Source organism: Terriglobales bacterium, assembly GCA_035561515.1.
In the GTDB taxonomy this organism is placed as follows: Bacteria; Acidobacteriota; Terriglobia; order Terriglobales; family Acidobacteriaceae; genus DATMXP01.
In genome coordinates, this window is sequence record DATMXP010000043.1 from 61,545 (window position 1) to 79,313 (window position 17,769).

Here is a 17,769-nt window from a genome sequence, read left to right on the forward strand (position 1 = left end):
CAAGGTATGCATATAGGATAACTCCGCAGCGCACACCAACTGCAAGCTAAACGAGCTCGGTTCCCCACAGATCGTGTAGATGGATAATGCCCTGCACCCGGCGCTCGTCGTCCACCACGACCAGAGACGTTATTTTTTTCTGCTCCATTACGTTGAGCGCGGCCGTCGCGAACTCATCAGGACCGATTGTCTTCGGCGACTTCGTCATGCACTCCGCCGCGGTCAGGTCCATCACTTCCTTGCCGCGACGCTCCAGCAGCCTACGCAAATCACCATCGCTGATGATGCCCGCCAATTTCTCCGACTCGATCACCGTGGTCATGCCAAGCCCTTTGCGCGACATCTCGTAGATCACGACGGGCATCTTGCTGTCCGGCGTGACTCGCGGAATAGCGTCGCCTGTGTGCATCAACGAATTCACTCGGGCCAGTTTCTTGCCCAGTTTCCCGCCGGGATGCAGGTCGGCGAAATCCTCTTCCTTGAAGCCTTTCTTGTCGGCCAGGGCGACTGCCAGCGCATCGCCGAGTGCCAGCATGGTCGTGGTCGAAGCTGTCGGAGCCAATCCGAGCGAGCACGCTTCCTTATCGATGGAGCAGTCCAGCGCGATATCGGCTGCCTGCGCCAACGGCGAAACCTTCCTTCCATTTCCACTGAATAGCGGGTCGCCTGTGAGCGAGATCAGCTTCACTTCCAGGCGCTTGATGGTCGGCAGCAGCGTGAGCAACTCTTCGGTATCGCCGCTGGCGGAGAGCGCAATCACCACATCGCCGCGCGTGATCATGCCCAGATCGCCGTGCAGAGCCTCGGCTGGATGCAGGAACAACGACGGGGTTCCGGTGGAACTCAGTGTCGCGGCGATCTTGCGTGCAACGAGGCCGCTTTTTCCCATACCGGTAACAACAACTCTTCCGGCGCAGCAGGAAAGCAAGTCGACGGCGTCGCGGAAGGCGTTCGCCATGGGACCCGCAATCCGGTCGGCAAGCCGACGAAGGGCCTCAGCCTCGATTCGGACCACGTTTTCGCCCAGGCGATTCATAGGGAAAGAGGATGGTAACAAATGAGGCTAGCACTGCGACACGGCGATTCCCAACCGAAACCAGCGGTTCCTACTGACGCTCGTCTTTGCGGGCCATGTAGCCAGTGCGGTAATAGACCTGGAACGGCAACGGATTCGGTGGACGCGTGACGCGAACCCTGATCTTCCTCCATTTGCCGTCCTGAGTTATGTCGGCCGGACGATAGCCGAGCACATATTGGTTGCGCAGTTCGCGGCTGATGCGCGCCGCAGCGTCGGGCATTGCATCGGCGTTGTCGACCGAGATCGTGCGACCTCCGGTAATTTCACTCACCTGCGTCAGCCAGCGTCGTCCAAACCGTTCCTCAAGCTTCTTGGTGATCAGGATCGCAGGGTTGTCGCAGACGTTGATGGCATAGATTTGCGCATCCGCTTCTTTCGCGCGGCGCTTGACGCTTCCCAAACTGTGGCGACTGCGATTGTCGGCGCCATCGGAGACGATGACCAGCGCCTTGCGCGCGTAAGCCGCGGACTTCAGCTTGTCGAGCCCTAGATGAATGGCGTCCGCGAGCGCGGTGTTGCCTTTGGCTTTCATCTGCGCAAGCCTCGCCTGGATTGTGGCGGTCGATTGAGTGGTATCGGCAAAGACCTTGGCTTTGTCCGCGAAGGTGATTACGAAGTAGTCGTCGCGCGGATCGGCATTATTGAAGAATTCGTCGACGGCTTCGCGTACGCGATCGAGTTTGTCGCCCATGCTGCTGCTGAGATCGAGTATCAAGCCAACAGAGAGCGGCGCGTCTTCCGAGTAGAAGTAGTCAATGTGCTGTTCGGTCTGGTTCTCGACGAGTTGGAAATCTTTTTTGCGAAGGTCGAGTACCGGGCTGCCGTGCAGGTCAGTGACGACAACCGGGACGGTCACCAAGTTCACGTCCACGCGCAGTGAACTCAGGTGCATACCGACACCGTCTGCCGCGTTCGGCTTTTCCTTTCGGATGGCCGGGGTGATATGGACGTCGTCGCTTGATTGCGACAGCCCGAGCGTGGTCAGAAATGGCAGGAGTAACAGCAGCGGCAACGGTGAACAAGGCCGGCGACTCATCGGAGCCCCTCCTCAGTCGCGGGAGAATTGCCGCCGATGCTACCGCCGATAGCCGTCCGGAGGGAATAAGGCGAAACTCCGGTATCTGGCTCGTACGCGCGACCTTAGTCCAGTGCTTAACACTACGTCTGAGGCGCAAGAAACGCCTGGCGCTAATTAAATTGCAGGTTACAATGCGTCGCCATGGAAACTACGACGCGACTCACGGCGATCCTTCCCTGCACGAATCTCGATGCCAGTGAAGCCTTTTACGGGAAGCTGGGGTTCAGAAGAGCATCCAACTACCCTTCCTATCGCATTCTCGCCGATGGCAACGGCGGCCACCTTCATCTCACCCAAGCGCCTGAGGGATGGCTCGTTTCCGGGCGCAACCCCTTCGGACTCTATCTGTATACAAAGAACATCGACGCTCTGGCTGCCTCGCTCGACGGCCTACTGCTTCACAAACCGGAACACAAACCGTGGGGCATGTATGAGTTCGCACTGTCGGATCCTGACGAAGCCCTGGTACGCATCGGGTGGCCTTCCGATGAGGTGTGACTTCTAGCTGTGGAAGGTGCCCCCCTCCCCCCCTGTTTTGGCTTCATATAAGAAAACAAAGCAGTTACGCGGTCGTCGAGCGCTACATATATGATTCCAAAGGACTTATAAGTCCTTTGTTTTCTTATATGAAGAAACTGTATATGAAAACAAGGGAGTTACACGGCGCATATATGAAAACAAAGGGCTTACAAGTTCCTCAGTTCGTCAAAAGAGCAAGTTGTCAGTCATTAGTCGTTGGTCGTCGGCAAAAGCTCTCCTCCTGAAAAACCGGTGGTAGCTATAGGGATTCTTCTCCTTCCGCTTCACTTCGTTTCAGCGTCAGGGTCAGAATGACAACACCCCAAGTACAGAGGTTCTTCGGCTTCGCCTCAGAATGACAAACCCCCAAAAACCCACAGGGGTTCTTCGGCTTTGCCTCAGAACTCAGAATGACAAAAACCAACAAAAACTACCTACATTTTCAGGATAGCAATTTGGGCGGGGGCATCATGCCACGGTTTTGAAATTTATTTTTCCAATGTTTTCAGCGACATGCGGGGAATCGGGCGTCGTGACCCCCTTGACATCACTTTTCCGCGGATTTGGAGCTGACGGCTTTATGCACCGCCAGCAACTGAGTGAGCGTCTCGTGCAAGTGGGTAAGTTCCAAGGCGTTCGCGCCGTCGCTTTTCGCCTTTGGAGGGTTGTCGTGGACTTCCATGAAGATGCCATCCACACCGGCGGCGACCGCTGCGCGCGAGAGCACGGGGATGAACTCGGGCTGACCGCCGGAGACGGCCTCGCCGTTGGTACTGGCCGAGGGCAGTTGGACGGAGTGGGTGGCGTCGAAGACGACGGGCGCGAAGTCGCGCATGATGGCCAGCGAGCGCATGTCCACGACGAGGTTGTTGTAGCCGAACGATGAGCCGCGCTCGGTGAGGAACACCTGGTCGTTGCCGGACTCGCGGACCTTGGTTACGGCATGGCGCATGTCCCAGGGCGAAACGAACTGGCCCTTCTTGATGTTGATGGCCCGCTCGGTTTTGGCTGCCGCAACTAGCAGGTCCGTTTGGCGGCAAAGGAATGCGGGGATCTGGAGGACGTCAACGACCTCGGCGACGCGCTGCACGTCCACGGCTTCATGGACATCGGTGAGCACGGGCACGCCGACGGTATCGCGAACCTTCTCGAGGATCTTCAGGCCCTTGCCGATGCCCGGTCCGCGAAAACTCTTGATCGAAGTGCGGTTCGCTTTGTCGTATGAAGCCTTAAAGATGTACGGCACCTTCAGCGCTTTCGCGACACCGGAGATGCACTCGGCCATCTTGAGGGCATGCTCCTCAGACTCGATGACGCAGGGGCCAGCGATGAGGAAGAGCTTGGGACCGCCGATGGTGACGTTGCCGACTTTGAAGTTCATAAAGAAGGGGATAGGGGATAGCGGTTAGGGGTTGGGAAACGACCTGGCTTCATACAATCTGCCATGTCCGATGCGTTACCTGTTCGGGAGCGCGAATATTTCATGGAGACATTGTCGACTTTGAAGCTAAAGCTCATATCCGCTGATTATCCGTGGATCGCTATTGTAAGGCTTAATCCAACGATGTGCTTTTGCTGCGTCTACCAGGTCCTGAACAGTGATTCCCGAGGCTTTGGTGCTATTTCGCCCTGCGAAATAGAAATAACCAACAACCGAGAGCAACGAGATAGCGCCACAAAATATCCATCCCGGTATTGCCGGAAATGCCGCATGTAGTAAGCCAGAAACGATGGCGGCCGCACCGGCCAAGATCATAAATCCAAGACCCGAGCCGCCGCCCTCCGCAACGAAATGCTCATCCCAATGAATACTTAGTTCATCGAGATCGACGGTAAACCGCTTCGTGAACGCGTCAAAAAAATCGACGGCATCATCACCGTCCATGCCAAGATCGTTATTTAATTCCGAATCAATCTTGATCGTTGAACGCTTTATTCCGAGCCTGCGGCTTACGAACTCCAGAATCTGATCATTCAATTCAGAAGCTTCAGCAGTCATGACCCTTTCGCTCCGGAAATACTCATTCCTTCTGCGCTCGCTTCGTCGCCAAGTGTAACTTCACCGGGGCACTGAGGCGTAGCGTATTCGGAATTTCCGCTACCCGGTTGGTGTGCTCGATGAGGTTGCGGATGACTTCGTCTTCCGCGTCGGCTTCGACTTCCACGGACATATTTATGTTTTGCGCGATTACGGGTTCGCCGCCCCAATCGGCCGAGACCTCGACGTGGACGTCATGAACGGTGATGCCGAGCTTGGCGGCCTCGCGAAAGACGTCGTTGCTGAAGCAGGCGCCGAGCGCGAGCAGCAGCAGTTCGCCGCCGTTGAAGCCGAGTCCCATGCCTCCGGCGGAGATGGCACGGTCGATGGTAACGGTACGATTGCCGGCGGCACCGATGGCAAGCGATGTACCGCGCACGTTGCGGATCTGGACGGTGGTGGCGGGCATGAGGAGCTAGCTTACGCTTTCAGGCACTCGATGAGGAAGAGCTCGGTTCCGCCGATGGTGACGTTGCAGACTTTAAAATTCGTAAAAAGGGGGATAGAAGTTAGGGGTTAGGAATTGACCTGGCATCGTTTAGTTTCCAGGCTTCAAACAGAGATTCAGTGATGGTTGATGTCATTTCTGAGTGGGTCTGGAATTCTCAACAGCCGCAAGCCATCACCTCCAGTGCCGCTATCGCGGATCTCGGCGAGAATATTCTTGCCAACCAGGGTAACGTTCGACGCAAATCTGCTGCTTCGTTTTCCCCATACCGCTTTAACTTCGCCCGAAGACGGGTCGCGCCACTCAAGGTTGAAATGCCCATTGCGAGTTAGCGCCAAAGAACCGAAAGTCTTGAAAAATCCAAAGCTCGTGAACTCATCGGTGGCCCACAACCGATGGCCGGTCGCGAGGTCGAACGCGAGAGCGCGGCCCTGCGCCAGAACGTACACGTTTTTACCATCTTGTTCTATTTGATGATACCCGCCAAGCTCGTTTGGCAGATCTGTTCGCCACAACTCGCGTAGGGTTTCCTGTTGGAGACATTGCAGTTGGTATTTGGGACCAAAACTCACGATACAAACTGTGTCGCCGAACGCGGAAAGCACAGCCGCTTTCAGACCGGTATCCACGCGAGTTGGTGGCTTGCCAGGTTCGTCGAAAACCAGCAGAGGGCCTTTGTGAATGGCCGAAAACACCCTTTGCCGTCCCTGCACCATGCCCCTGGATACTTGTTCGCCCAGTTGATACGTCGCTACCTGGCCTGTCGGCGTTGCGACGTATACTGCGTTGCTATCCGGAATGAACAACTGGCCCGACGCCGCAACGATCGTCGGGCCAGTTCCTTCGAAATCAGAATTCGAAGTCAATGGCTTCGCCCAGATCGGCTTGCCTCTAACTGAAATGCAATGAAGTACACGATCATCGGATACGAAGTACAGGCGGTCTCTTACCCGAACTGCGTTTGACCTTACACCCTTTTTCGTTGGGTATGTCCAGATGATCTTGCGTGTGACGAGATCGAAGCTGGATACTCGAGCCTTATCGACAGTTCCATATCCGATTCCGACGACAACGGTGTGATCGTCAAGAACGTGTAGAACGTGAACTCCCGCTTTAGCTAGTCGAGCATCCCAGATCGTCTCCGCAGCTACCGTCGGCAGGGTCTTGCGAAGGGCCTCGTTCAATGTCCTGAGCGCGTTCTCAGCAATCTCGACGTCATTGTCTTTTGTTAGGTCGCGAAGGACCTGCAGATGAGCATTACTCTGAACTACTTCAAGAGCTGCGATTGTCGCCCGTTTGGTGCCATGTTCAGGTGATATGCATAACGCCTTCGCCAATCGCACAACAGTTTCCGAAGGCACTGTCTGCAGGAGGCGCAGGGCGTTCGTTCGCAGGTACCCCAATTGGTCCTTGGGATCCGAAGCACGGATCAACATAGCGACGAATGCATCGTCCGGAGGATCGGAGACGGGAAAGCCGTGTTCGACAAACCCATCTTTGATCCATTGTGCTTGTGTTTTGTCCTTATTCTTTTCGTACCAGGACCGCCAATCGTCGGCGTTACGCCCAGCGTCATGATTCGTAATTGACCGCAAGCCGTCCAACACGTGAACACGAGTGCAAACGGAGCCGTACGGTCCCTCGCGCGGCACGTCACCCTGTTTCGCCAGCGCCTCAATTAAGAATGGAACCGACGTGGGGTCTCCGATTCTGCTGATATCAAGAACGAGATCGTGAGGATCGCGCGAGGATGCGAGAGCCGTATGAAGCTGCGGCAGCATAGCAGGCGAGGCGGCGTCTGTCTGCGCTTGGAAACACCTGCAGAATATCGTCAGGAACGCCAAAATAGCCGCAAGACGTTTCATGCGAGCACTCTACGCCGATTGGAGGGCAACTTCCAGGTTAGTTAACCATAACGCAGCAGTGTGGCGGGTCGATGGTAACGGTACGATTGCCGGCGGCACCGATGGCAAGCGATGTACCGCGGACGTTGCGGATCTGGACGGTGGTGGCGGGCATGGTAGTGGTACCAACTGCAATAACAACAGTTCCTCGGGGATTAAAGTCCCCGAGGAATGAAAAATATAGTGCACGCTAATTCGGCGCAGCTAAAGCTGCGCCCTTTCAAAACAGAAGCTTACGCCTTCACTCGCTCCGGCCGCATGAACATTTCCACTTCTTCGTTCTTCTTCGTCGAAAGCCGCTTCTGGCGGTTCTCGTAGCTGGCCTTGATGAATGCCGTGAACAGCGGGTGTGGCTCGAGTGGCTTTGACTTGAACTCCGGATGGAACTGGCATCCGAGGAAGTACGGATGATCGTGGAGTTCCACGATCTCGACGTAAGTTCCATCTTCGGTGGAGCCGGTGATCTTGAGGCCAGCGGCGGTCAATTGCTCTTCGTATTCGCGGTTGAACTCGTAGCGATGGCGGTGACGCTCGCTGACTTCCAGTTGGCCGTAAGCCTTGTGCGCAAAAGAGTCGGGTTCGATCTTGCAGGTCCATGCGCCCAGACGCATGGTGCCGCCGAGTTCCTCGACGCCGCGCAGTTCGCGCAGCTTATAGATGACGCGGTGCGGGGTGGCGGGATCGAACTCGCTGGAGTTCGCTTCGTCGAGTCCGACGACATTCCGCGCGAACTCAATGCAGGCGGTCTGCATGCCGAGACAAATGCCGAAATACGGAACCTTGCGCTCGCGGGCGTAACGGATTCCGTTCAACATGCCGGCGATACCGCGCTTGCCGAAGCCGCCGGGAACGAGAACGCCGTCGTAGCCTTCGAGTTGTGATTCGTAGCTGCGGTCTTCCTTGTCCTTGGTTTCGAGGCCTTCGGCTTCGACCCAGTGCACGTTCAGTTTGAGGTTATGGGCGAGCGCGCCGTGAACGAGCGCTTCCTTCAGCGACTTGTAAGAATCCTCGTACTCGACGTACTTGCCGACGATGGCGATGGAGACTTCGTCCTTCGGGTTATAGACGCGATGAACAAGGTCTTCCCACTTGCTGGTGTTGCGATCGCGGGCGTCGATGTGCAGGTACTTGAGGACGAGGGTGTCCACGCCTTCGTTGGCGAACATGAGCGGACATTCGTAGATGGAGCCGACGTCCTTGGCGGTGATGACGGCCTCTTCCTCCACATTGCAGAAGAGGGCGATTTTGGACTTGATGTCCTTGGAGAGAAAGCGGTCGGTGCGGCAGAGCAGGATATCGGGCTGAATACCGACGCTGAGCAGCTCTTTCACCGAGTGCTGGGTGGGCTTGGTCTTGAGCTCGCTGGCGGCGGCGATCCAGGGAACGAGCGTGACATGGACGAAGCAGGTGTTCTCGCGACCGAGTTCCTGGCGCATCTGGCGGATGGCTTCGATGAAGGGCAGCGACTCGATATCGCCGACAGTTCCGCCGATCTCGACGAGGACGACATCGACGTCCTGGCCGACCTTCTTCATGGCGGCCTTGATCTCGTTGGTAACGTGCGGGATGACCTGCACGGTTTTGCCGAGATAGTCGCCGCGGCGCTCCTTGGCGATGATCTGCTCGTAAATGCGGCCGGTGGTCCAGTTGTTGTCGCGGGTGAGCTTGGCGTGGGTGAAGCGCTCGTAGTGTCCGAGGTCGAGGTCGGTTTCGGCGCCGTCGTCGGTGACGAAGACTTCGCCGTGCTGGAACGGGGACATGGTTCCGGGATCAACATTCAGGTAGGGGTCAAACTTCTGCATGTTGACCTTGATCCCACGGCTTTCGAGCAGGCATCCGATGGATGCCGCTGCCAGGCCCTTACCCAGGGAAGAGACCACACCGCCGGTCACAAAGATGTATTTCGCCGCCATCCTCGCCTCAAACGTATTGGATTTTCAGGAGTTGTGTACCGAGACTCGTTTCCCGTGGCTGCAATGGTCACAGGAAAGAACCAATAGGGGTGCACAACCAATTATGCCCTAAACCGTGGATGGTGGATAGGGGATAGTGGAGAGGAAGGGCTCATATTGTCGGTTTTCAATTTGCGGCGCGACAGGTTACCCTTCTTGCCTATCTATGTCGCCGCAATTGCGAGTACCGCATATGTCGGAAGCGAGTTTCCGGAAGGAATATTCGCTGATCTGGATGATAGCGGGAGCGGGCTGCGTGATCCTCGGTCAGCTGATTGCCCCGTCGATTGTGCGAGCGTACGGCTCGTGGATGACCAATGTTGTGGCGCTTGCGGTGTACCTGATTTCCATCCTTCTGTGCCAGTTGGCGCTGCCGTCGATCTGGCGGCGTCCGCATGTGACTCCGCCCATTCTGTTCTTCTCCCTTCCGGTGGGAGCGCTGTGCATTGTGGGTGTGCTGGCGATGAACTGGCTCGGCCCCGAGTTGCAGATCGGGAGGCGAACGCTGGGCTGCCTGGCGCTTTCGCTGGGACTGCTCTATGTCGCTTCGTTGATCTGGGCGGTCGGGGTTGGGATTCGGCGGAAGAAGATGGGGGATATGGATACTGGGATTAGCTGAGTGGCAAAAATCAGAGCAGAAAACGGAAGCCGAGCGCCGTTGCTGATGGTTCTTTCCTTCGTCGTCCTGGTGTCGTTCATGACAATTGCGGTCGTGATCTTTGGCGACGAACTTTCCTTCAGCTTTCAGTTCAGCAAGGTTTCGCTAATCGGGCTGTTATTTTTGGTTGGTGGTACAGCGTTCCTTGCGCTGATGCTGTCGCGCATGGGCAAGTCGTACCGCGACAGAATTCACCTCGTAATCAGCTCCCTGGTCCTTGTCGTCCTGCTGGTCCTTATCGTTCTGGGAACCGACAGTTTTTCGGGGCAGATGTGGATAGGCCGTATTGCGTTTGCTTTCGTAGCGGTTCTGCTCTGGTGGTTAGTGAATAAATACTCGCCGAAACGTTGAGTGTTGGGCAGTCGTAGCTCGTCCCCGAGCCTTTGCCTCCCTGCACGGTTCCTACTACACTTGGCGCTTCGTACCGGAGACATACATGAAAAAGCTGCTCTTCGTTGTACTTGCGCTTTCCCTCAGCCTTGCCGCCCAGACGGCCACGCCTGCTGCATCTGCTGCGGCGCCCGCTGCGGCGGAAGACAAGCCGATCACGACGTTCCCTTACACGCCGAGCTTGTACACGGACTCGATGGACAAGTCGGCCGATCCCTGCGTGGACTTCTACCAGTATTCCTGTGGCGGATGGATGAAGAACAACCCGATTCCGGCGGACCAGGCGCGCTGGAGTGTGTACGGCAAGCTTTACCAGGAAAATCAGCGGTTCCTGTGGGGCATTCTCGACCAACTGGCGAAGCAGAAGACCGGACGCAACGCGACGCAACAGTTGATCGGCGATCACTTTGCCGCGTGCATGGATGAAGGGGCGGTGAACAAGCTGGGCGCGAAGCCGTTGCAGCGTTATTTGAAGCAGATCGATGCGGTGAAGTCGGTGAAGGACCTGCCGGCGCTGCTGGCGAACCTGCACCTGTCGTTGGAGACGGGCGGGTTGCTGTTCAATTTCGGATCGAACCAGGATTTTGAGAATTCCGAGTCGGTGATTGCGTTTGCCGAAGCCGGCGGACTTGGCCTTCCGGACCGCGACTACTACTTGAAAGATGATGAGCGGTCGAAGGATATCCGCGCGAAGTACCTGGCCCATGTGCAGAGGATGCTGGAGCTGATCGGCGACAAGCCGGATGCGGCGAAGGCAGAAGCGGCGAAGATCATGGAACTGGAGACGGCGCTGGCGAAGGCGTCGTTGACGCGAGTGGAGCGGCGCGATCCTTACAAGTTGTTCCACAAAATGGATTTCAAGGGCTTGCAGGAGCTGACGCCGAGCTTCGACTGGGCGGTGTACACGAAGGGCGTTGGACTGGCTCCGCAGAACACGTTCAACGTGACGCAGCCTGCGTTCTATAAGGAAGTTGAGAATCAACTTAAGACGCGTCCGTTGCCGGAGATCAAGAACTACCTGCGTTGGCAGACGGCGCGGGCGACGGCACCGTATCTGTCGAACGACTTCGTGATGGAGAACTTCAACTTCTACAGCAAGACGCTGCGCGGAATTCCGCAACTGCGTCCGCGGTGGAAGCGGTGCGTGTCGCTGGTGGATGGACAGTTGGGCGAAGCGCTTGGACAGGAGTTCGTGGCGCGTGCGTTCAGTCCGGAACTGAAGCAGAAGGCGTTGACGATGACTCGCCAGATCGAGCAGGCAATGGAAGAGGACATCAACACGCTGGCGTGGATGGGTCCGGAGACGAAGAAGAAGGCGCTGGAGAAGCTGCACTCGACGGTGAACAAGATCGGGTATCCGGACAAGTGGCGGGATTACAGCTCGGTGAAGATTTCGCCGACGGACTTTCTGGGCAACGTGGAGCGCGCAACGCAGTTCGAAGCGAAGCGGCAATTGAACAAGATCGGCAAGCCGCTGGACCGCGGTGAGTGGAGCATGTCTCCGCCGACGGTGAACGCGTACTACGATCCGCAGATGAACGATATTAACTTTCCGGCGGGCGTGCTGCAGCCTCCGTTGTATGACCCGAAGATGGATGACGCCCCGAACTACGGTGATACGGGCGGGACGATCGGACATGAGTTGACGCACGGCTTCGACGACCAGGGACGGCAGTTCGACGCGAAGGGCAACCTGAAAGACTGGTGGACGAAAGAAGACAGCGACGAATTCAACAAGCGGGCGCAGTGCGTCGCCGATCAGTACGCAGAGTACGTGGTGGTGGACGACATCAAGATCAACTCGAAGCTGACGCTCGGAGAGGATGTTGCCGATCTGGGTGGGCTGATCCTGGCGTGGATGGCGTGGAAGGATCAGACGAAGAATCAGAAGCTGATGCCTATCGAGGGACTGACGCCGGAACAGCGGTTCTTTGTCGGTTACGCGCAGTGGGCGTGCGAGAACGATCGTCCGGAGAACAAGCGGGTGAGCGCCATGACGGATCCGCACTCGCCGGGTAAGTACCGGGTTAACGGACTGGTGGTGAATATGCCGGAGTTCCAAAGCGCGTTTGGCTGCAAGGCCGGACAGCCGATGGTGAAGGAAAACCGGTGCAGGGTGTGGTAGTTCAGTAATTCTGGGCGGAGGCGCGGGCGTGAGTTCGCGCCTTTCGTTTTGGGCTTGTCCGTACGTAACCCGCAACCCAGAGGATGTGACGGGGTTCTCACTTGGGAGTGGAAATCCGGTAATAGAATATGGCCATGTTCCGCCGCGGACTCATCGTCGTGCTGCTGCTCTTCTCTGCCTCGTGGCTCTTTGCCGAGGCGAATAAGCGCTTGATCCTGAAAGATGGCTCGTACCAGGTGATCACGAAATACGAGATCCAAGGTGACCGGGTGCGTTATTTTTCGGCTGAGCGCTTTGAGTGGGAGGACGTCCCGAAAATCCTGGTGGACTGGGATGCCACGAAGAAATACGAAGAGGACCTGAAGAAGGACGTGGCGCACTCTTCCGAGCAGATACAAAAGGAGTTGGAGGAAGAGAAGGCACTTGAAGACGCGAAAACGCCGGAGGTCGCCCCGAACCTGCGTCTGCCAATTACGGGCGGCGTCTTCGTGTTGGACTACTACCGTGATGTGCCGCAGTTGATCGAACTGCACCAGAACGTGAGCGAGATCAACAAGGACATGAAGGGCAACATCATCCGGGCGACGATTAATCCGTTTGCGAGCAACAAGCAGAAGATCCAGGTGCCGGGACCGCACGCGAAGGTGCAGGTGCATGTGCCGCGTCCAACGGTGTTCTTCAACGTGGAGGATGCGCCCGAGCCCGACAAGGACAAGCAACCGACCGCGGGCAATGTTGACCGTACCGATGACGCGTTGCTGATTCCGCCGAAGGCGGAGCAACGCTATCGATTCGTGAAGATGGAAGAGAAGAAAGATTCGCGAATCGTCGGCAATTTGAAAATCACCATGACGGGCAAGATGAGCCAGCAGCAGACGTTCGTGCCCACGAGGGGCGAACTCATGGGTGGCGGCTGGGTGAAGATTGTGCCGGAGCAAGACCTTGTTCCGGGCGAATATGCGGTGGTGGAAATGCTCGGGGAGAAGGAGATGAACCTCTATGTGTGGGACATCGGGGTAAACCCTTCGGCTCCGGAGAATGCTTCCGCATGGAAGCCTGAGGCTCCGAAGCCAGAAGGGCCTGTCGAACCGCCCAAACTCGAAAAGCGTACGAAGTAATCAGCGTTCGAGAAGCATATCGCTGTAAGAACCCTGCATAAGTTGCGAGTCGCTCACGCCGAATTCCTTCCGGAATGAGTCACACTGTCCCTTCAACCGGGGTAGGTCCTCCTCGGTTCCGATCGCTTCGACCTCGATGAATGTACCGAGTCCTTCCACCCGGTCGAGGTGAATCTTCACGTTATCGACGAAGTAGATCTCGCGGTGTTTGTCGACGGTGACGAGGACGCCCAGCGCCTTCGAGAGAACTGCACGCAAATCAGACCCAGGCGGAACCGCGGACATGGTGACGTCAGACAGCTTTGGTCCGGCCTGGTCAGGGCGCGAGTAGAAGATGAGCGAGTTCTCGATGTTTCCCTCACGGAGTTTGAGGCGGCCGGTGGGCACGAAGAAGTAGGTGTCGACCTGGTGATCGGTGCCGACGTAGCGGGCATTTTTGTTCTTAAGGATTTCGCGAATCTGCTGGTGATCGGCAGAGCGAGCTTTGAACTCGATGATTGAGTGCTGCATGACTCTATTGTCGATTTCCGATTTACGATTGTCGATTACAGAGGAGCAAACAAATAAGGCGGACAAGCGTCCGCCCTGCGGGAATCAAAATAACTTAGTCTTCGAAGCTGCGGGCTCCGCCCTGGAATCCGTTCTTCGCCTGCTGCCATAACCACTTAATTACCCGCTGGTCGTTGTAGCAGTAGGCGAGATTGTGATTCAGCGTGGAGAAGCAGTGGCGCTGGCACGTCTTCTTCATATCGCGCATCTGGACGGCGTCGAACTTTGGCTCGTCGATGTTGCCCCAGTCGTACGTGGCGGGATACATCGGGAAACAAGGCCCAACCGTACCGTCGGTGCGGATGATGACGTTGTTCTGGCCGCCGCGACAGTTCCATTCCTTGAACTGAAGCTCACCGTCGGAGTTGTGCTCGATACCATGCATGGTGCCGAGCAGGTCACTGACGTCGCCGTTTGAGGCGGTTCCATCGCCGTACCAACCGTACTTCTTAACGTCCTGCGGGGCCGCCATGCGGATGAACGCTTTCATCTCCTGAAGACGCTGGATCGAGTTGACCATCTGGTAGCCAGCTTTGTTCTTCTCGATGATCCAGTCCACCAGTTCATCGACGGCTCGCCAGTCCTCCGGGCGGATGTAGGTAGGATTGTCGTTCATGTGCTTGAAGTGCTCATCCTGCTCAAGCATGGGCGTTTCGTTGATGTGGTAATCGGTAGCGACGCGATGTTCGCGCGCATACTCGGTGATCATGCGTACGTCTTCGTGATTGTTCCTACAGATGTTGATGTTAAAGAACACCATGTAGTCGTAGACATACTGCTTGCGCAACACGTACTCCAGGTTCTTCTGTGCCGGGACGAGCGCCTTGGGCAGTCCGGGCTTGAGATCCCACGCATCGAGAGCGAAGTTGAAGACCGAAACGCCAGCGTCAGCGAGTCGATCGCAAACTTCGGGACGCAGCAACCGGCCGTTCGTTCCTATGTAGATCCAGAAGCCTTTTTTTGCAGCGTAGTAAACAATCTTGTGAGCGACCTGCGGGCGCAGAAGGGGTTCGCCGCCCATCAGCGCGAGCACGCGACAACCATTGGCGTGAAGCCAGTCGATGGAGCGCTTGGCCACGTCTTCAGTCATGCCTTTGACCTTGTTGTCGAACGCCCAGCAATACCAGCAATCGAGGTTGCACTTGTAATCAACGAAGAGGTACGACGTAATGGGATGGAAATCGCCTGGAAGGACGCGAGACTTGATGTAAGGCATCAGCCAACCGCGAGCGGTACGGCGAATTTTCTTCAGTCCCCATGGTCGCCGCTCGGGGGGAACTTCGGGTCCGGGATCATTTAACTTTTCCGGATACTGAGGAAACACTGGCTCCGGTAAAGCCTCACCTGTGACCACCGCAGGTTTCGGCGGCTGCGGTGCAGTGTTCATGAGAAGGTCGTGAATCGCCACATCGATTCTGAACTTGGCGGGTGATGCCATGAGTCCTCCTTTCCAGCAAAACCCTTCAGTTACCCTCCGCGGCAGGGCGCCGCCTTTTTGGAACAGTATAACGCTCGAAAACGGCTGAGAGAGCAAGGAATCGAATCAAGAAGGGATGAGCAGGAACATGAAAAACTGCACAGATCCTGATGCAAACGGCTGAGTTCAGGCTACTTCAGCAAACCCTGCTGGGCGATGCCGATGTTATCGCGAGTGGAATTCTTAACCACGTACATCATCTCGTCGGCCTGACGAATGATCTCGTGCGCGCTCTTGGCGTCTTCGGGATAACTGGCGAGACCGAAGCTGGCGCGGATGTTCAGATTGAGATTCTCGTCCTTCAGGAACTCGGTGGTGCGGAAGAAGTCGAGCAGACGACGGGCGACAACGGTCGCTGATTCCTTGCCGGTCTGTGGAAGCAGAATGACGAACTCGTCGCCGCCATAACGGAAAGCATAGTCAATCAGGCGGAGATGAGCTTTGATGGCGTATCCGACCTCGGCGAGCAACTTGCTTCCGACCAGATGGCCATGGGTGTCATTGACCTGCTTGAAGCGATCGAGATCGATGAACAGAACAGTGAACTCGTAGCCGAAACGTGCGGAGCGGTAAACCTCTGCCTCTAAAGTCTTGTAGAGGTGCCGGGCATTGTAGAGGCCGGTGCAATCGTCGGTGATGGTGAGTTCCTGAATCTTTTCCACCGCACGTGCGTTCTCGATGGCAATGGCAGCGTAGTCGCACAATGCGTTGAGGAAGAAGATTTCATTTTCGTCGAACTCGCTCAGACCGACGTTGATGAGCTGAATGACGCCGAGTACGCGCTGACGCGACTTGAGCGGCATGCAGACGATGGAACGGGTCTTCCACTTGGTCATCTCGTCAATGCGCTTGGCAAAGCGAGGATCGTTGTAGACATCGGGGACGATGAGCGGCTCCCCGTGGCGAGCAACCCATCCGGCAATTCCCTCGCCCATTTTGAGGCGAACGGTTTTCAGAGCTTCAGCAGCATCGCCGACAGCGATGGCGAAGTAGAGTTCGTCCTTGGGTTCGTCGACCATCAGCAGCGACCAGGTATCCGGACGAAAATACTCCGCGACCTTCTCCATGATGGTCTGAAGGATGGAGTCGAGGTTCAGCGATGACGTCAGCGCCTTCGCGACATCGTGGAAGATGTTCAACTCGTGTAACTGGCGAGCCCGATCGATGCCTGCGCCCTGGGTCATGAAAGCGGATTTCCCCTCTGCTGGGGTGCCGTGCGGCGAATTATATTTTCGCTGCTCGTTCTTCAGCAATAACTCACTTCGATACCGGGTAGTAACTTTCGTTTAGATGACACCCCGGTACCTCCACGCATCCAGCATAAGGTAAAGACCGGCCTGAGCGTTTGAGTAAAACGCTCCAACTCTTTGGCGATTCGGTACTTACACTGGTTTTTGTTTGACACCCGTTCGTCCGGATACCTATCATGACGGCGGATTTCTTCCATTTTACTTGCTAAAGGTCCAGGGAGTCGGCGGTGGGAACATTTGGCGATCGCCTTCGTCGTGAACGAGAGATGCGAGGCATCGGATTAGAGGAAATCGCTGCCGCCACAAAGATATCCTCAAGGAACCTGAAAGCCCTCGAAGACGAAAAGTTCAACCAACTTCCCGGCGGCATCTTCAACAAAGGATTTGTACGGGCCTACGCGAAGTTCCTCGGCATCGACGAGGAGCACATCGTTGCGGAGTACGAGGCGGCCTCGCACGAGACCGAAGCGGCTCGCGAAGAGAAGTTGAAGGTGGAATTCTCGAAGCCACCCGTAAAAAAGGACAGTGAGGGGCAAGAGATTTCCATTGAGCCGAAGTCGCAGTGGGGCACCATTGCCGCGATTGTGCTGGTCGCAGTACTGGCGTACGGCGGGTACAACGTCTACCAGAAGAAAAAAGTCGAGCGAGAACAGCACAGACAGGCAGAGATCGCAGCCCAGCAGCAGGTGCAGCAGCGACAGCGCGCCGACGCTGCCGCGGCGGCGCAGGCCGCGCAGGCTCAAGGGGTGCCTTCCGAAGGAGCTCCTCCCGAGGGAACTGCACCAGCGGAGGGCACGACGGCGGCCCCGCAGACCACCCCTGTAACACCAGAACAGAAACCCGTTACGGAAGCGCAACAAGCGACGCTGAAGACACCGAACCCGGCAGCGACCCCGAGCGGACCGCCGTTTGAAGTGACTATGAAGGTCAACTCCGAATCGTGGATCTCGGTGAAAGTTGACGGCAAGCTGCTGGTGAGCGGCACGCTCTCGGCTGGAACCGAGAAGGCCTTCAAGGGGAAAGACAAAATCGAGATGGTGCTGGGCAAGGCGGGCGGGGTGGAAGTGAGTTATAACGGCAAACCGGTGGAGAACCTTGGCAAGGGCCAGGATGTACGCAAAATAACGTTCACCCCATCCGGGTACGAATAACGCCATTCAGGTACCCACGGCAGCGCTTCGCTGC

The 17,769-nt window shown here is 56.6% G+C and carries 16 protein-coding genes; 6 read left to right on the plus strand and 10 right to left on the minus strand.

The annotated features are described in order from the left end of the window. Positions 1-46: 46 nt before the first annotated feature. Together VN577_19160 and VN577_19165 are read right to left on the minus strand one after the other, a co-directional pair. The gene (locus tag VN577_19160) at positions 47-1,036 is read right to left on the minus strand and encodes a KpsF/GutQ family sugar-phosphate isomerase (GenBank protein ID HWR16956.1); all 990 of its coding nucleotides are present in this window, start codon (positions 1,034-1,036) and stop codon (positions 47-49) included. Between the two features lie 70 nt (positions 1,037-1,106). Further along, complete coding sequence (locus VN577_19165) at positions 1,107-2,114, minus strand: VWA domain-containing protein (GenBank protein ID HWR16957.1); 1,008 nt, start codon at positions 2,112-2,114, stop codon at positions 1,107-1,109. 183 nt (positions 2,115-2,297) lie between these two features. Here VN577_19165 and VN577_19170 point away from each other — a divergent pair, with 183 nt between their 5' ends. Beyond that, complete coding sequence (locus tag VN577_19170) at positions 2,298-2,654, plus strand: VOC family protein (GenBank protein HWR16958.1); 357 nt, start codon at positions 2,298-2,300, stop codon at positions 2,652-2,654. Between the two features lie 568 nt (positions 2,655-3,222). On the opposite strand, the gene kdsA is transcribed toward VN577_19170, so the two are convergent. The 5 genes from kdsA to VN577_19195 all read right to left on the minus strand — a co-directional run bounded on the left by kdsA (position 3,223) and on the right by VN577_19195 (position 8,978). Then, complete coding sequence (gene kdsA, locus VN577_19175; GenBank protein HWR16959.1) at positions 3,223-4,056, minus strand: 3-deoxy-8-phosphooctulonate synthase; 834 nt, start codon at positions 4,054-4,056, stop codon at positions 3,223-3,225. A 126-nt stretch (positions 4,057-4,182) separates the two neighbouring features. Further along, positions 4,183-4,674, minus strand: coding sequence for a DUF1493 family protein (locus VN577_19180; GenBank protein ID HWR16960.1), 492 nt, complete (start codon positions 4,672-4,674; stop codon positions 4,183-4,185). Between the two features lie 22 nt (positions 4,675-4,696). Continuing rightward, the gene (locus tag VN577_19185) at positions 4,697-5,122 is read right to left on the minus strand and encodes an OsmC family protein (GenBank protein ID HWR16961.1); all 426 of its coding nucleotides are present in this window, start codon (positions 5,120-5,122) and stop codon (positions 4,697-4,699) included. A gap of 155 nt (positions 5,123-5,277) precedes the next feature. Further along, positions 5,278-7,026, minus strand: coding sequence for a PQQ-binding-like beta-propeller repeat protein (locus tag VN577_19190; GenBank protein HWR16962.1), 1,749 nt, complete (start codon positions 7,024-7,026; stop codon positions 5,278-5,280). A 272-nt stretch (positions 7,027-7,298) separates the two neighbouring features. Next, entirely contained in the window at positions 7,299-8,978 is a 1,680-nt protein-coding gene (locus tag VN577_19195) for a CTP synthase (GenBank protein ID HWR16963.1), read from the minus strand. A 232-nt stretch (positions 8,979-9,210) separates the two neighbouring features. Between VN577_19195 and VN577_19200 the strand changes: the two genes are divergently transcribed. From VN577_19200 to VN577_19215, 4 genes are all read left to right on the plus strand, one after another. Continuing rightward, positions 9,211-9,636: a hypothetical protein gene (locus VN577_19200; protein ID HWR16964.1), complete on the plus strand. Its 426-nt coding sequence runs from the start codon at positions 9,211-9,213 to the stop codon at positions 9,634-9,636. Further along, positions 9,637-10,026, plus strand: coding sequence for a hypothetical protein (locus VN577_19205; GenBank protein HWR16965.1), 390 nt, complete (start codon positions 9,637-9,639; stop codon positions 10,024-10,026). 85 nt (positions 10,027-10,111) lie between these two features. Further along, complete coding sequence (locus VN577_19210) at positions 10,112-12,190, plus strand: M13 family metallopeptidase (protein ID HWR16966.1); 2,079 nt, start codon at positions 10,112-10,114, stop codon at positions 12,188-12,190. Between the two features lie 134 nt (positions 12,191-12,324). Further along, a complete protein-coding gene (locus VN577_19215; GenBank protein HWR16967.1) occupies positions 12,325-13,308 on the plus strand; it encodes a hypothetical protein in 984 nt (327 codons plus the stop codon). Here the strand turns inward: VN577_19215 and VN577_19220 are convergent, their stop codons facing one another. From VN577_19220 to VN577_19230, 3 genes are all read right to left on the minus strand, one after another. Further along, the gene (locus VN577_19220) at positions 13,309-13,818 is read right to left on the minus strand and encodes a class IV adenylate cyclase (protein HWR16968.1); all 510 of its coding nucleotides are present in this window, start codon (positions 13,816-13,818) and stop codon (positions 13,309-13,311) included. Between the two features lie 94 nt (positions 13,819-13,912). Next, positions 13,913-15,295, minus strand: a complete 1,383-nt coding sequence (locus VN577_19225) for a radical SAM protein (protein HWR16969.1) — start codon at positions 15,293-15,295, stop codon at positions 13,913-13,915. 170 nt (positions 15,296-15,465) lie between these two features. After that, the gene (locus tag VN577_19230) at positions 15,466-16,518 is read right to left on the minus strand and encodes a sensor domain-containing diguanylate cyclase (protein ID HWR16970.1); all 1,053 of its coding nucleotides are present in this window, start codon (positions 16,516-16,518) and stop codon (positions 15,466-15,468) included. 293 nt (positions 16,519-16,811) lie between these two features. On the opposite strand from VN577_19230, the gene VN577_19235 reads away from it, so the two are divergent. Continuing rightward, the gene (locus VN577_19235) at positions 16,812-17,735 is read left to right on the plus strand and encodes a RodZ domain-containing protein (protein ID HWR16971.1); all 924 of its coding nucleotides are present in this window, start codon (positions 16,812-16,814) and stop codon (positions 17,733-17,735) included. The last annotated feature ends 34 nt before the right edge of the window (positions 17,736-17,769 follow it).

Excerpts from the sequence above, each read along its gene's own strand:
- VN577_19230 (HWR16970.1), bottom strand. The coding sequence starts at position 16,518 with ATGACCCAGGGCGCAGGCATCGATCGGGCTCGCCAGTTACACGAGTTG.
- VN577_19170 (HWR16958.1), top strand. The coding sequence starts at position 2,298 with ATGGAAACTACGACGCGACTCACGGCGATCCTTCCCTGCACGAATCTC.
- VN577_19185 (HWR16961.1), bottom strand. The coding sequence starts at position 5,122 with ATGCCCGCCACCACCGTCCAGATCCGCAACGTGCGCGGTACATCGCTT.
- VN577_19160 (HWR16956.1), bottom strand. The coding sequence starts at position 1,036 with ATGAATCGCCTGGGCGAAAACGTGGTCCGAATCGAGGCTGAGGCCCTT.
- VN577_19200 (HWR16964.1), top strand. The coding sequence starts at position 9,211 with ATGTCGGAAGCGAGTTTCCGGAAGGAATATTCGCTGATCTGGATGATA.
- VN577_19225 (HWR16969.1), bottom strand. The coding sequence starts at position 15,295 with ATGGCATCACCCGCCAAGTTCAGAATCGATGTGGCGATTCACGACCTT.
- VN577_19210 (HWR16966.1), top strand. The coding sequence starts at position 10,112 with ATGAAAAAGCTGCTCTTCGTTGTACTTGCGCTTTCCCTCAGCCTTGCC.
- VN577_19195 (HWR16963.1), bottom strand. The coding sequence starts at position 8,978 with ATGGCGGCGAAATACATCTTTGTGACCGGCGGTGTGGTCTCTTCCCTG.
- VN577_19220 (HWR16968.1), bottom strand. The coding sequence starts at position 13,818 with ATGCAGCACTCAATCATCGAGTTCAAAGCTCGCTCTGCCGATCACCAG.
- VN577_19180 (HWR16960.1), bottom strand. The coding sequence starts at position 4,674 with ATGACTGCTGAAGCTTCTGAATTGAATGATCAGATTCTGGAGTTCGTA.
- VN577_19215 (HWR16967.1), top strand. The coding sequence starts at position 12,325 with ATGTTCCGCCGCGGACTCATCGTCGTGCTGCTGCTCTTCTCTGCCTCG.
- kdsA (HWR16959.1), bottom strand. The coding sequence starts at position 4,056 with ATGAACTTCAAAGTCGGCAACGTCACCATCGGCGGTCCCAAGCTCTTC.
- VN577_19165 (HWR16957.1), bottom strand. The coding sequence starts at position 2,114 with ATGAGTCGCCGGCCTTGTTCACCGTTGCCGCTGCTGTTACTCCTGCCA.
- VN577_19190 (HWR16962.1), bottom strand. The coding sequence starts at position 7,026 with ATGAAACGTCTTGCGGCTATTTTGGCGTTCCTGACGATATTCTGCAGG.